A 13341-nucleotide genomic window follows, 5' to 3' on the forward strand; every position below is an offset into this window, starting at 1 on the left:
CTGGCGTGGTCGCAGCTGCGGGTCGACCAGTCCACGCTGGCTGGAGCGGCGGGCGGACCGGATCGTCGTCTATTCTCCGATTCAAGCGGGTCCGCATCCGGGCTCGCCACAGTGTTGGAGGAGGTGGGTCCGGTCACTGGGACCGACGCGGGGACCGACGGCACGATGAACGGCTCGGCTGACGTGCGGCAGCAGGACGCCGCCGACCCTGCGAGCCGTGTCGAAAACGAGACCGCCGCGGAGCGGAACGCACGCTTTGAGCGGGATGCCCTGACTTTCCTCGACCAGATGTATTCGGCCGCGCTGCGCATGACGCGCAACCCGGCGGACGCGGAAGATCTGGTGCAGGAGATGTACGCGAAGGCGTACGCCTCTTTCCACCAGTTCCGCGAGGGCACCAACCTCAAGGCGTGGCTGTACCGCATCCTGACCAACACCTTTATCAACTCCTACCGCAAGAAGCAGCGGGAGCCTCAGCGCAGCGCGGCTGAGGAGATCGAGGACTGGCAGCTCGCGCGGGCCGAGTCGCATATGTCGACCGGGCTGCGTTCCGCCGAGTCGCAGGCGCTCGATCACCTGCCGGATTCGGATGTGAAGGCCGCGCTCCAGGCGATCCCCGAGGAATTCCGTATCGCGGTCTATCTCGCGGACGTCGAGGGCTTTGCCTACAAGGAGATCGCGGACATCATGGGTACACCCATCGGTACGGTGATGTCTCGACTGCACCGTGGGCGTCGCCAACTGCGGGGCCTGCTGGAGGACTACGCCCGTGGGCGCGGGCTGGTGCCGGCAGGCGCGGGCGCTGTGCCGAGTGGGGTCTCCCCCGCGAAGTCAGGGGAAGAGTCGCACGATCGGAAAGGCTCGGGCTCATGAGCTGCGGTGACCCGCACGAGACGGACTGCTCAGAGGTCCTCGACCATCTGTACGAGTTCCTCGATCACGAAATGCCCGACGGCGACTGCGCCAAGTTCGAGGTGCATATCGACGAGTGCTCGCCGTGCCTGGAGAAATACGGCTTGGAACAGGCCGTGAAGAAGCTCGTCAAGCGCTGCTGCGGGCACGACGACGTCCCCGCCGACCTTCGGTCGAAGGTCATGGGCCGGATCGAGCTGATCCGCGCCGGGGAGACCGTCCCCGAGCAGCCGGTGCTGGAGACGGGACCCACGGGCGGCGGTAAGGCCGGATCGGCCGGATGCGACGCGGACACCGGCGGCTCGGCCGCCACGGGCTCCGCTCCGGCCGGAGCCCGGGCCGCCGCCGACGCGACGGAGTCCGGCGCGAAGACCGCAGCCCGCGACTGAGCGCCCGCGTGACCCGGCCGGTGTGCCTGTGAGCCGCGGCCGACGCGCCAGCCTGGCGTAGGCCGCACGGCCTGGTCGGCCACAGGCCGCATGAGCCCGGCAGCCGTAGCTCGTGCCCGGCGCGGCTCGGCTCTCGGGCAACCGGCGTGACGGGGAACGCCGTACCGCCGGATGCCCCCGGAACACGCGCGCCGACACCCCGCGCCCCCAGCGCAGACACCCCGCGTCACCGTCTCGCACGGCGCCTGAAGCCCCGGCTCTCAGGCGCCTGCGGCGTCTTCGCGTCATGTGCGATTCACCGCGGGTATGTCTTCCCGTCATCACCCGAAGGTGTGCATATATGGCCTTCGGACGGCCGATTCCACTGGGGCGGACGTTTTTGCCTCCCGGCCGTCCTATTCTCCCCATCTTGACGGCGAAGCCTGTACGGACGGGGAGGAGGGCGCCATGGGGGCACTCCCACGCGGGGCACGGGTCTACATCGTGTGCGCCGTACTGGTCGCAGCCCTGTGCGCCGCCCCCGCCTTCGCCGCCGGTCCGGACGCCGGGCTCGGTTCCGGCCCTGACTCGGGCCCCGGCACCCCTGACGGCACGCTCTGGCCGGCTGTCGCGCTGCTCGCGGTCGTCTACGCGGCGTGCCAGGAGCTGAGTCAACGCGCGGCCCAGGGCGCCGACCGCGCCCCCGTGGGCGGTCCGCCCCCCGAATGGTGCAGCCCCGTGCTCCTCGCCGGGGCTTTCTTGTTGCCACCCGCCGCCGCCGCGCTCGTCGCCGTGCCCGGCGCGCTCATCGGCCGCGTCGAGCAGCGGCCGGTCGCCGCCCGGCGCGTGTGGCACGCCGCGCAGCTCTCCCTCGCCTCGTACGCGGCGGGAGCCGTCTTCACCGCCATGGGCGGCCCGGCGGCGGTCGCCTCGCCCAGCGCTCCCTACGCGCTGCTTCCAGCGACCAGCGCCGCGCTCGTCCTCTGCCTGACCGTCGTCGCCCTCGACTGCGGAGTGCTGATCACGGCCGAAGGCCGCTCGCCGCGCACCGTCTGGCGCGGCCCGCTGCCCCGTTCCTGCGCCCCGCACCTGGTGCACGGACTGGCGGGGCTGATGATGGCGGTGCTGTGGCGCAGCTCGTACGGGCCGCCGGCCGGGCTGCTCGTACTGCTGCCGATCTGCGTCTCCTGCTGGGTCTTCGCCCAGTACCACCGGGAACGCGCCGCCCACCAGGCCACCATCCGCTCCCTGGTGCAGGCGGTCGACCTTAAGGACCGGTACACGCGCGGGCACAGCGAGCGCGTCGGGCGGGCCTCGGCGCTGATCGCCCGCGAGCTGGGGATGGACGGTGACCGGCTGGAGGCGCTGCGCTTCGCCGGTCTTCTGCACGACGTGGGCAAGCTCGGCGTTCCCACCCGGCTGCTCCGCAAGAACGGTCCGCTGACCCCGCAGGAGCGGCGCGTCATCGAACTCCACCCCGAGTACGGGCACGAGATGGTGCGCGGCATCGGCTTCCTGGACGAGGCGCGCGCGGCGATCCTCCACCATCACGAGCGCCTCGACGGCAGCGGCTACCCGTACGGCCTCGCTGGGCGCGAGATCCCCGAGTCGGCCCGGGTCGTCGCGGTCGCCGACGCCTTCGACGCGATGACGTCGACCCGCACGTACCGGCGTGCGCGCCCGGTGCCCGCTGCCGTGGACGAGCTGAAACGCTGCGCGGGGTCGCAGTTCGACGCCCGGATGGTGCGGGCCCTGGCCCGCGCGCTGACCCGGCACGGCTGGCAGTCCACCGCCACCGCCGACCCGGACACCGCCATCCCGGACACCGCCATCCCGGACACCGCCATCCCGGACACCGCCATCCCGGACCTCACCTTGGCGGACCCAACGGACCCTGGGCCCGCCGTTCCGGAGTCAGCTGTTCCGGAGCCCGGTGGGTCAGCGCCCGCCGACCGTGTGCCCGCCGACCGTGTGCCCGCCGAGCGTGTGCCCGCCGAGCGTGTGCCCGCCGAGCCTGTCCCCGTAGGGCGTGACACCGCAGGAAGCGAAGCCGCTGGGCGAGAGGCGGGCCAGTTGGCACCCGGCGCGTCACCGGGGTGGTCCGCGCGGGACGCCGGAGCGGGGGCGCGCGGGCTGGCCGACGCCCCCGGGCCAGCCGGTCCAGCGACCGGCACCGGGGACGACACCCCTGGCGGGGCGCGCGGCGGCGACCCGGCCGTGGACCGTGGCCGGGGCGATCCCACGCCGCACCCGGCGAACGGGACGGGGCCAGGGGACACTCCGTACGGCGGTACGGACGGTGCCGGGCGTGCGGATGTCGGCGTTGCCAGGCGCGCCGACACGGGCGCTGCCACGCGCGGAGACGCAGGCGATGCCGCGCCTCGGGACGTCGGCGATGCCGGGAGCGGGGACCCGGCCGGCGCCGGGTTCGGGGATGTCGGCGGTGCCGCCCTCGGGGACACGGGCAGCGGCACGCACGCAGCCGCGTACGGAGCCGCGTACGACGGAACCGCGTACGACGGCGGTGCTGACAACGACAGTGCTGACAACGGCGGCGGTGCTTACAGCGGCAGTGCCTACGGTGGCGGTGCCTACGGCGGAGCCGACGCGTCAGGCGACGCTCCGGATGTTCCCGGACTGCTCGGTGAGGGGGCGTTCCCCTGTGCCACGCCCCGCCGACCCGCGCCGGGGCCCGGCTGGTCCCCGGCGCGGAGCTGCCCACCGGCCGGGGAGCATGGCTGACGACGCCGCCGCCCCGGCGGGCCCGGGGGACGGTGGCTGCCTGACCGAGGGGCTGAGGAGCCGCAGGGGTGGTGTGGGGGAGAGGGGACGGCGGCACTCCGCCGCCGTGGCCGTATACGGGGCGGTCGGGACGCTCGCCGCGTACGCGCTCGGGTGGACGCTGTGGCACGGCATCACCGCGCCACGGGTGGCCCTCGCGTTCGCCGTGCTGATCACCGTGGGCGAGGCCGCCCGCTGGGGCGCCCCCGCGCGCGGGACAGGCGCCGGACCCGGCGGGCGCGCCGAGACCGCGCTCCTCCCGGCGGCCCGTGCGCCCGGCGCGTCCGGCATGCCGGGAGCGCCCGGAACGCAGGACGCACTCGTCCGCGACCTGACCCCCGACCCGACCCCCGTTCTGACCCCCGACCGAGACCGCGAACACGCCGCGCTCGCCACCGCCGGGTCTCTCGCGTACGCGCTGCTCACCGAGGTCGCCGGGGAGCATGCGGCGCCCGGTGTGGCGCAGAGCGTGGCCATCGTGCTGGCGGCGTCGCTCGCCGGGCTCGTGCTGCCGGTCGCGCTCGGCCATCCGCCCGGCCTCGACCGCCTCGCGCGCCGGGTGCTCACCGTGGCTTTCGCGACCCTGTGCTGCCAACCACTCCACAGCACGGGCCCCTTGGCGCACCTGGACGACGAAGGCCCGGCCTACGTCCTGTACTTACTGCTGCTCCTGCTGCTCACCGCACTGTGTGACGCGATGCTCGCCGCCGTGCTGGCGGCCGGGAACGGCTGGCCGTACGGTCCTTCGCTGCGCGAGGAGTTGAGGGCGCTGCTCGGCATCGGCTCGGCGGTCTGCGCCACCGGGGCGGTCATGGTGCTCTCCGTCGCCGCCGCCGGGCTGTGGACGCTGCCGGTCTTGTGCGTACCGCTGCTGCTCACCCAGTTCTCCTTCCGCCGGTACATGGCCGTCCGGGCCACCTACCGGCAGACCATCGCCTCCCTCGCCCGCGCCCCGGAGATCGCCGGGTACACCCCGCCCGGCCATGCGCGCCGGGTCGCGCGGCTCAGCGGCGCCGTCGGCAGGGAACTCGGCCTGTCGGGCCGGACGCTCACGGTCCTGGAGTGCGCGGCGCTCATGCACGACATCGGACAGTTGTCCCTCGTCGATCCCGTTCCGGCCGGGGCCACCGAGCCGCTGCCCGCCGAGGAGGCGCAACGGATCGCACTGCTCGGCGGCGCCGTCGTGCGGCAGACCGGGGCTCCCACCGAGGTCGCCGTCGTTGTCGAACGCCAGGCCGCCCCGTACCGGGAACAGCCGCTCAGCGCCCGCATCATCCGCGCGGTCAACGCGTATACGGATCTGACGGGTGACGGCGCCGACGGCGATGAGGGCCCCGGCGGGCCGCTGCGCGCCTTGGAACAGCTGCGGCTGGGGGTGGCGCATGACTACGATCCGGCGGTCGTGGCGGCCCTGGCCCGCGTGCTGCGGCGGCATGGCCGGGGCTAACGCGCTGGTGGCCGCCCCTGAGCCGGGCTGAGTGGGGCGCCCGGGGCCGCGTCCCGCGCCGGGTGGAGCCGCCCGTACCGGCGTCGCGGGGTGTTCAGCGGGTACGTGCCTGGCAGCCGTCTGCCTGAACCCATGGGTAATGAGCGGGGCCGAGAATGGGCATGGTTGGATGCGAAGAGAGGGAGTGTCGGGGACCTGGCTAGCGGCAAGGAGGTGTAGTGAGCACCGTTCCCCGACTGAATCTCAGGGGCCGGGCTGAGATGTCCGTGAATGTGTGGCAGGTTGTCGTCAGGGAGGGCGACGCCGCCCGCGAGGGCAATGGCGCCGGTACGACGCAGCAATCGGCAGGCGGGAATCGTGAGGATCTTCGGCAAGGTACGGCACAGGCCATCCGCCTCGTGGCGGCAGGCCACCGACCGTGCGTTCACGCTCATCGGCGATGGCCGGTATGAGGACGCGGGCGCGCTGCTGACCCGTGCCGCCGACCTGGAGCCGTGGCTGTCCGAGTCCTGGTTCAACCTGGCTCTTCTGCACAAGTTCCGGCACGACTGGGAGCAGGCGCGGGCCGCAGGGCTGCGCGCCGTCGCCCTGCTCGACCGGGACTCCGGGGCCCCCGACTGGTGGAACGTCGGCATCGCCGCGACCGCCCTGCAGGACTGGCCGCTGGCCCGCCGGGCCTGGCAGGCATACGGCCTGAAGTCACGCGGCGACCAGGTGGCGGCCGCGGGGACGCCCAGCGCCCCCGTGGACATGGACCTCGGCAGCGCGGCGGTCCGGCTGTCGCCCGAGGGCGAGGCCGAGGTCGTGTGGGGCCGCCGCCTCGATCCGGCCCGGATCGAGGTCCTGAGCATTCCGCTGCCGTCCTCCGGGCGGCGCTGGGGCGAGGTCGTGCTGCACGACGGCGTCCCGCACGGCGAGCGGACCACGGCCGCAGGGCCCTCGTACCCGGTGTTCGACGAGATCGAGCTGTGGGCCCCGTCCCCCGTCCCGACCTGGGTCGTGCTGATCGAGGCGGCCCGCGAGGCCGACCGGGACGCGCTGGAGCGGCTGGCCGCCGACGCGGGCTTCGCCGCCGAGGACTGGTCGTCCTCGGTGCGGCTGCTGTGCCGCTCCTGCTCCGAGAGCCGGATGCCGAGCGACGAGGGCGACGGCGAGCACCTGGACCCGCACGACCACAGCGAGCCGGGCCACCCCGGGCCGCTGGGCCACCGGACGGCGGGTTCCGGATCGTTGTGGGTCCCCGAGCGCGAGTGCGGCATCGCCGCCCCCGCCGGTCTGGTGCGCGGCCTGCTCGACGGGTGGGTGGCGGACAGCCCCGACACCCGCGAATGGCGGGACCTCGAAGAAGTCTGCTGACCCGCCCCCGGCGGGCAGCCGCCGGGATACGCCCCCGGCGCCGCCCACTGATCATGGCCGGACGGAGGATGCGGCAGCGCGGACCGGGCGGAGCGCCGATACCCGTACCCTGTAGGGCGACGAAGCAGGGTTTTCAGGAAGGCGTACGGCGGACCATGGCGCAGCAAGAGACCGACCAGCAGGTGAACGACGGGTCCCCCCTGACCGAGGACGGGTTCGTCATCGACACGCAGGACTGCGAGGAGCGCGAGCTGGCCCACCGCGAGCGCGGCACCGCTCGCCCGATCACCGTCGTGGGCAACCCGGTACTCCACAAGGAGTGCCGGAACGTGACGGAGTTCGACGACAAGCTCGGCGCGCTCATCGACGACATGTTCGCCAGCCAGCGGGCGGCCGAGGGCGTGGGCCTGGCCGCCAACCAGATCGGCGTGGACCTGAAGGTCTTCGTGTACGACTGCCTGGACGACGAGGGCGTACGGCACGTCGGCGTGGTCTGCAACCCGGTCCTGGTGGACCTGCCCGCCGACCGCCGCAACCTGGACGACTCCAACGAGGGCTGCCTCTCCGTCCCCACCGCGTACGCCGCGCTGCCCCGCACCGACTACGCCGAAGTACACGGCCAGGACGCGCAGGGCAACCCGATCAAGGTCAGGGGCACCGGCTACTTCGCCCGCTGCCTCCAGCACGAGACCGACCACCTCTACGGCTACCTCTACATCGACCGCCTCTCCAAGCGGGACCGCAAGGACGCCCTGCGCCAGATGGAGGAGGGCACCCCCCGCTACGAAACGGTGCCCAACGCCTGACGTCTCGCCGACGGCTTTCGCGGGCCGCGCTCTGACCTCGCCGGTCAGGGGGCGGCCCGTTCGCCGTCTCTGATCAGGGCCCCGCCAGCCGCTCCGCTCCGAGCTGGAACCAGATGGCCTTCCCCGGTCCCGGCCCATGGCGGCACACGCCCCACTCGGCGGCCCACGCCCCGATCAGAAACAGGCCACGGCCGTGCTCGTCGTCGGCGCCGAAGGCGTGCCGCACCGGAGCGCCGGGCGCGTCGTCACAGACGAGAACGCGAAGCGAGCCCTTCGCGCTCCACTCGGCGTAGAGGGTGACAGGAGACGAACAGCCGCTCTTTCGGCAAGCGTTGACCGCGTTCGTGACCGCCTCCGAGGTCAACAGCAAGGCGGCGTCGAGCAGTTCGCTCCGGTCGGCTGACGCCAGCGCGGTCCGTACGGCTTCGCGGGCTGTATGGACCCACCCGGGACCGGGTGGGAAGACGAGGGAGAAGTCCGGGCGCGGATTCGCCTCCGCTGTCGCGGTGATGGGACACATGACGTGACTCCTTCGGTCACCGGGGGCCCTTCCCTGCGGAATGCGGTGGCTCTGCCGCGAGTTCGCTGACGCTCGGTCAACTGGGCATGGCTGCGGTGCGCTTCCGGCTTGCGTCGCCGGGTTGGGCGGTTCGTTTCGACGGTAGGGAGTCGAGTTGCGAATATGCAACTCGATCGGAGGAATTACTCCCCACGGGTGGATTCGGTGCGCCAGCGGCAGGCAGACTGCTGCCGAACCGCGAGGAGGACGACATGGGGCTACGGACCAACGCGACGCAACGGCAACGACGTTTGGGAATTGAGCTGCGGAAGCTACGCGAATCGCGCGGCTTCACGCTCTATGAGGCTGCTGGCTTCGCCGGACTCGGCCCGCCGCACCTGGGCCACGTCGAAGCGGCTCGAACGGCCATTCCCGAGGCCAAGCTACGCGCCTTGGCTGCCGGATGTGGTTGCAAGGATGAAGCTTTGGTCGATGCTCTGGTGGCCATGGGGGCGTCCACGGGCAAGGGGTGGTGGTCGGAGTACCGGAAGGTCATTCCTGTTGAGGCTCTTGATTTGGCGGAGTTGGAGAGCTCCGTCGTGGGCTACAAGTCCTTCCAATGGGTTCACGTGCCCGGTCTGCTCCAGACGCCGGAGTACATGCGGGCTCTGTTCAGCAGCGGAGAGCGGGAGGCGGCGCCCGAGACGGTGGACACGTACGTCGAGTTCCGGCAGAGGCGACAGCACATTCTGACGGGAGAATCCCCACCGGCCTTCCACGCGGTCATCCATGAGGCCGCACTTCACATGCAGTTCGTGGGTGTCGAGGTCATGCGGCGACAGATCGAACACCTTGCTGAGATGGCGCGTCTACCGCATGTACGTATTCAGATCCTGCCGTTCGAGGCACACGCCTACCCGGCTCACTTCGGCACGCCCTTCGTCCTCTTCGAGGCCGTCGTACGCGAGCTGAACACGGTCTACGTGGAGCACCCCGTCTCGTCGCCGTTCGCCAGCGACCAGTCTCAGCTCGCCCAGTTCTCGGAGGCTTTCGACCTCCTGAGCAAGGTGGCCTTGGAGCCGATTGACCTCGGAGACGAACCCGAGTTCCATGTGCGGAAGGATTCCCTTGGACTCATTCAGCACCTGCTGTACGCCTTGTGAAAGGGACGTGATGTCAGAGCTCCGGTGGCGGAAGTCAAGCTTCAGCGGAAGCAGTGGCGGCGGCGAATGCGTCGAGGTGGCGCTCGGCTGCGACGGCCTGATTCACATACGTGAGAGTGACGCGCCGGACGCCGTCGTTGTCGTGCCCCGTACCGCTCTCGGGTCTCTTCTGCGGCGTATCAAGGCCGAAAGCTGAACCTTAGGACGCTCCTTGGAGGAATCTGTATGCCAGGTTCCAGGTGGCGGAAGTCAAGCTTCAGCGGAAGCGGGCAAGACGACTGCGTAGAGGTGGCCGCTGGTCCCGACGGACTAATCCGTATCCGGGAGAGTGCCGCCCCTGACGCCGTCGTCGTCGTGCCCCGGGCGGCCCTGCGCGTCTTCCTCAAGGCGATCAAGGCTGGAGGGTGACCGGTTTCCCACCACCGCCCACAAAGCTGGGCGGCCGCCCCCGGTAACCACCGGGGCCGACCGCCCAGCCAGCGAAGACGAGAACCAGGGACGGCCTAGAACTCGTCGTCGAACGACACCGAGCCCTCGACCGCCACCTGGTACGCGGAGGCGCGGCGCTCGAAGAAGTTCGTCAGTTCCTGGACGTTCTGGAGTTCCATGAAGGAGAACGGGTTCTCCGAGCCGTACCTGGCCGGCATGCCCAGGCGGCGCAGGCGCTGGTCGGCGACGCACTGGAGGTACTCGCGCATGGACTCGGTGTTCATGCCGGGCAGGCCCTCGCCGCACAGGTCGCGGGCGAACTGGAGCTCGGCCTCGACGGCTTCCTCCAGCATCGCGGTGACCTCGCGGGCCATCTCGTCGTCGAAGAGGTCGGGCTCCTCCTGGCGGACCGTGTCGACCACCGAGAACGCGAACTCCATGTGCATGGACTCGTCGCGGAAGACCCAGTTGGTGCCGGTCGCCAGGCCGTGCAGCAGGCCGCGCGAGCGGAACCAGTACACGTAGGCGAAGGCGCCGTAGAAGAACAGGCCCTCGATGCAGGCGGCGAAGCAGATCAGGTTGAGCAGGAAGCGGCGCCGGTCGGAACGCGTCTGGAGTGAGTCCAGCTTCTCGACCTCGTTGATCCACTTGAAGCAGAACTGCGCCTTCTCACGGATGGAGGGAATGTTCTCCACCGCGTCGAAGGCCGCCACCCGGTCCTCCGGGTCGGGGAGGTAGGTGTCGAGCAGCGTCAGATAGAACTGGACGTGCACGGCCTCCTCGAAGAGCTGCCGCGACAGGTACAGCCGCGCCTCGGGCGAGTTGATGTGCTTGTAGAGGGTGAGGACCAGGTTGTTCGCGACGATCGAGTCGCCCGTCGCGAAGAACGCGACCAGTCGGCCGATCATGTGCTGCTCACCGGCGGAGAGCTTGGCCAGGTCGGTCACGTCGGAGTGGAGATCGACCTCCTCCACGGTCCACGTGTTCTTGATCGCGTCGCGGTAGCGGTCGTAGAACTCCGGGTACCGCATGGGGCGCAGCGTCAGTTCGAAGCCCGGGTCGAGAAGGTTCTTGGACTGGGTCGGGGCCGTCACTGGCATGCCTCGCAGGATTCGGGGTTTTCAAGGGAGCAGGCGATGGCGTCGTCATCGGGCGCCATCTGCGCCGGTACGGGAACGGGAGCGGCGGCCTCCGTGCCCCGTGCCGACTGGGCGATGCGCGTCGCCGGGCGTGAGCGCAGGTAGTACGTCGTCTTGATGCCGCGCTTCCAGGCGTACGCGTACATCGAGCTGAGCTTGCCGATGGTGGGCGACGCCAGGAAGAGGTTGAGCGACTGGCTCTGGTCGAGGTACGGGGTGCGGTCGGCGGCCATGTCGATCAGGGCGCGCTGGGGGATCTCCCAGGCGGTCCGGTACAGGTCGCGGACCTCCTTCGGCACCCAGGTGAAGTCCTGGATCGAGCCGTTGGCCTCGCGCAGCGCCTCACGGGTCTGCGCGTCCCACACGCCGAGCTTCTTCAGCTCCTCCACCAGGTACGCGTTGACCTGGAGGAATTCACCGCTCAGCGTCTCGCGCTTGAAGAGGTTGGAGACCTGCGGCTCGATGCACTCGTACACACCGGCGATGGAGGCGATGGTCGCCGTCGGAGCGATGGCCAGCAGGAGGGAGTTGCGCATGCCGGTCTTCGCGATGCGGGCGCGCAGCGCGTCCCAGCGCTCGGCCCACCGCGGCTCGGCGCTCGGGTAGTGGTCCGGGTGCAGCACGCCGCGCGCGGTGCGGGTCGCCGACCAGGCCGGGTGGGGGCCGTGCCGTTCGGCGAGGGTGGCGGACGCCTCGTACGCGGCGAGCATGATGCGCTCGGAGATCCGCGTGGACAGCGCCTTCGCCTCGGGCGAGTCGAAGGGGAGCCGCAGCCGGAAGAAGACGTCCTGGAGGCCCATCAGGCCCAGGCCGACCGGGCGCCAGCGGGCGTTGGAGGTGCCCGCCTGCTCGGTCGGGTAGAAGTTGATGTCCACGACGCGGTCGAGGAAGGTGACGGCGGTACGGACCGTCGCGTCAAGCCGCTCCCAGTCCATCGCGCCGTCGTCGCCGAGGTGCGCCGCCAGGTTGACCGAGCCGAGGTTGCAGACGGCGGTCTCGCCGTCGTCGGTGACCTCAAGGATCTCGGTGCACAGGTTCGAGGAGTGGACGACCTTGCCGGGCTCGGCGGTCTGGTTCGCGGTGCGGTTGGCGGCGTCCTTGAAGGTCATCCAGCCGTTGCCGGTCTGCGCGAGGGTACGCATCATCCGCGCGTACAGCGTCCGCGCCGGGATGGTCTTGATGGCGCGGCCGTCGGCCTCGGCGGCGCGGTAGGCGGCGTCGAACTCGTCGCCCCACAGGTCCACCAGCTCGGGCGTGTCGACGGGGGAGAACAGCGACCAGTCGGCGTCCGCCTCGACGCGGCGCATGAACTCGTCCGGAATCCAGTGCGCGAGGTTGAGGTTGTGCGTGCGGCGGGCCTCCTCGCCGGTGTTGTCCCGCAGCTCCAGGAACTCCTCGATGTCCGCGTGCCAGGTCTCCAGGTAGACGCAGGCGGCGCCCTTGCGGCGGCCGCCCTGGTTGACGGCGGCGACGGAGGCGTCAAGGGTGCGCAGGAATGGCACGATGCCGTTGGAGTGACCGTTGGTGCCGCGGATGAGCGAACCACGGGCGCGGATGCGCGAGTACGAGAGGCCGATGCCGCCCGCGTGCTTCGACAGCCGTGCGACCTGGTGGTAGCGGTCGTAGATCGAGTCCAGCTCGTCCAGCGGGGAGTCCAGCAGGTAGCAGGACGACATCTGGGGGTGCCGGGTGCCGGAGTTGAACAGCGTGGGGGAGCTGGGCAGGTACGACAGTGAGCTGGTGAGCCGGTACAGCTCCTCGACGTCGGCCAGGGCCTGCTCGGTCAGGTCCTCGGCCAGCCCGCAGGCGACGCGCAGCAGGAAGTGCTGCGGGGTCTCGATGACCTGCCGGGTGATCGGGTGGCGCAGCAGGTAGCGACTGTGCAGGGTGCGCAGCCCGAAGTAGCCGAAGCGGTCGTCGGCGCCGTCGGCGACCGTCTTGTCGAGCAGCGTGTCCAGCCGCGCCTCATGGGCCCGTACGAAGGCAGCCGTCTCATCGGCGATCAGACCTTCCCGGTGCCCCGTCTCGACGGAGGAGGAGAATGAGACGGCGCCCTGCCCGGCGGCCTCATCGGCGATCGCGCGCGTCAGCAGCCGAGCGGCGAGCCGCGAGTACTGCGGCTCCTCGGAGATCAGTCCGGCCGCCGCCTCGGTGGCGAGCGACCGCAACTCCGCCTCGTCGGAACCGGCGTGCCGGCCGCGCAGCGCCGCGGCGGCGACCTTCCCGGGGTCGGTGGCGGGCAGATCGGCGGTGAGGTCGGTCAGGACGCGCAGCAACGCGGTCCCGGCCCCTTCGGCCGCTGACTCTGAGACGGACTGGCGTGAAACCGGGTCCGCTGGCGCGATGGTCACGTGTGGCTCTCCCTCGCTCGGCAAGGGGCCAGGCGGGACGGAGCGACGGGCGCGTACGGGCGTGTCTCAGCCCTCGGCAGGGCACGCCTC

11 protein-coding genes and 1 pseudogene are annotated in these 13341 nt (G+C 71.1%); 9 read left to right on the top strand and 3 right to left on the bottom strand.

Going from position 1 to position 13341, the window contains the following annotated elements:
- Positions 1-123 precede the first annotated feature (123 nt).
- The 6 genes and pseudogenes from AC5P1B_RS14845 (at position 124) to def (ending at position 7670) form a co-directional block, all read left to right on the top strand.
- Complete coding sequence (locus tag AC5P1B_RS14845; RefSeq protein ID WP_493887659.1) at positions 124-873, top strand: sigma-70 family RNA polymerase sigma factor; 750 nt, start codon at positions 124-126, stop codon at positions 871-873.
- Entirely contained in the window at positions 870-1301 is a 432-nt protein-coding gene (gene rsrA, locus AC5P1B_RS14850; RefSeq protein WP_493887535.1) for a mycothiol system anti-sigma-R factor, read from the top strand. Before AC5P1B_RS14845 ends, rsrA begins: the two co-directional genes overlap by 4 nt.
- 447 nt (positions 1302-1748) lie before the next feature.
- Positions 1749-3101 (top strand): annotated as a pseudogene (locus AC5P1B_RS14855) (HD-GYP domain-containing protein); the annotation flags it as partial.
- A 913-nt stretch (positions 3102-4014) separates the two neighbouring features.
- Positions 4015-5508 carry an HD-GYP domain-containing protein gene (locus AC5P1B_RS14860; RefSeq protein WP_493887536.1) on the top strand — a complete coding sequence of 498 codons (1494 nt, stop codon included), beginning with the start codon at positions 4015-4017 and terminating at the stop codon, positions 5506-5508.
- 357 nt (positions 5509-5865) lie between these two features.
- Complete coding sequence (locus AC5P1B_RS14865) at positions 5866-6864, top strand: tetratricopeptide repeat protein (protein WP_493887537.1); 999 nt, start codon at positions 5866-5868, stop codon at positions 6862-6864.
- 155 nt (positions 6865-7019) lie between these two features.
- Complete coding sequence (gene def, locus AC5P1B_RS14870) at positions 7020-7670, top strand: peptide deformylase (protein WP_493887538.1); 651 nt, start codon at positions 7020-7022, stop codon at positions 7668-7670.
- 73 nt (positions 7671-7743) lie between these two features.
- Here the strand turns inward: def and AC5P1B_RS14875 are convergent, their stop codons facing one another.
- Positions 7744-8190, bottom strand: coding sequence for an ATP-binding protein (locus AC5P1B_RS14875; RefSeq protein WP_493887540.1), 447 nt, complete (start codon positions 8188-8190; stop codon positions 7744-7746).
- A 251-nt stretch (positions 8191-8441) separates the two neighbouring features.
- On the opposite strand from AC5P1B_RS14875, the gene AC5P1B_RS14880 reads away from it, so the two are divergent.
- Genes AC5P1B_RS14880 through AC5P1B_RS14890 form a run of 3 tightly spaced genes read left to right on the top strand, consistent with a single transcriptional unit; the run spans position 8442 to position 9740 of the window.
- Positions 8442-9332, top strand: coding sequence for a helix-turn-helix domain-containing protein (locus AC5P1B_RS14880; RefSeq protein ID WP_493887542.1), 891 nt, complete (start codon positions 8442-8444; stop codon positions 9330-9332).
- A 10-nt stretch (positions 9333-9342) separates the two neighbouring features.
- On the top strand, positions 9343-9528 hold the full coding sequence (locus AC5P1B_RS14885; RefSeq protein WP_493887543.1) for a DUF397 domain-containing protein: 186 nt from the start codon (positions 9343-9345) through the stop codon (positions 9526-9528).
- A 29-nt stretch (positions 9529-9557) separates the two neighbouring features.
- On the top strand, positions 9558-9740 hold the full coding sequence (locus tag AC5P1B_RS14890) for a DUF397 domain-containing protein (RefSeq protein WP_493887545.1): 183 nt from the start codon (positions 9558-9560) through the stop codon (positions 9738-9740).
- A gap of 95 nt (positions 9741-9835) precedes the next feature.
- Here the strand turns inward: AC5P1B_RS14890 and AC5P1B_RS14895 are convergent, their stop codons facing one another.
- Both AC5P1B_RS14895 and AC5P1B_RS14900 read right to left on the bottom strand, forming a co-directional pair.
- A complete protein-coding gene (locus AC5P1B_RS14895) occupies positions 9836-10861 on the bottom strand; it encodes a ribonucleotide-diphosphate reductase subunit beta (protein ID WP_493887547.1) in 1026 nt (341 codons plus the stop codon).
- Positions 10852-13251: a ribonucleoside-diphosphate reductase subunit alpha gene (locus AC5P1B_RS14900; RefSeq protein WP_493887549.1), complete on the bottom strand. Its 2400-nt coding sequence runs from the start codon at positions 13249-13251 to the stop codon at positions 10852-10854. Before AC5P1B_RS14900 ends, AC5P1B_RS14895 begins: the two co-directional genes overlap by 10 nt.
- Positions 13252-13341 lie beyond the last annotated feature (90 nt).

Source organism: Streptomyces sp. A01 (genome assembly GCF_059026195.1).

Coding starts and splice junctions, on each gene's coding strand:
- def (WP_493887538.1), top strand. CDS start 7,020: ATGGCGCAGCAAGAGACCGACCAGCAGGTGAACGACGGGTCCCCCCTG.
- AC5P1B_RS14860 (WP_493887536.1), top strand. CDS start 4,015: ATGGCTGACGACGCCGCCGCCCCGGCGGGCCCGGGGGACGGTGGCTGC.
- AC5P1B_RS14875 (WP_493887540.1), bottom strand. CDS start 8,190: ATGTGTCCCATCACCGCGACAGCGGAGGCGAATCCGCGCCCGGACTTC.
- AC5P1B_RS14880 (WP_493887542.1), top strand. CDS start 8,442: ATGGGGCTACGGACCAACGCGACGCAACGGCAACGACGTTTGGGAATT.
- AC5P1B_RS14895 (WP_493887547.1), bottom strand. CDS start 10,861: ATGCCAGTGACGGCCCCGACCCAGTCCAAGAACCTTCTCGACCCGGGC.
- AC5P1B_RS14885 (WP_493887543.1), top strand. CDS start 9,343: ATGTCAGAGCTCCGGTGGCGGAAGTCAAGCTTCAGCGGAAGCAGTGGC.
- AC5P1B_RS14890 (WP_493887545.1), top strand. CDS start 9,558: ATGCCAGGTTCCAGGTGGCGGAAGTCAAGCTTCAGCGGAAGCGGGCAA.
- rsrA (WP_493887535.1), top strand. CDS start 870: ATGAGCTGCGGTGACCCGCACGAGACGGACTGCTCAGAGGTCCTCGAC.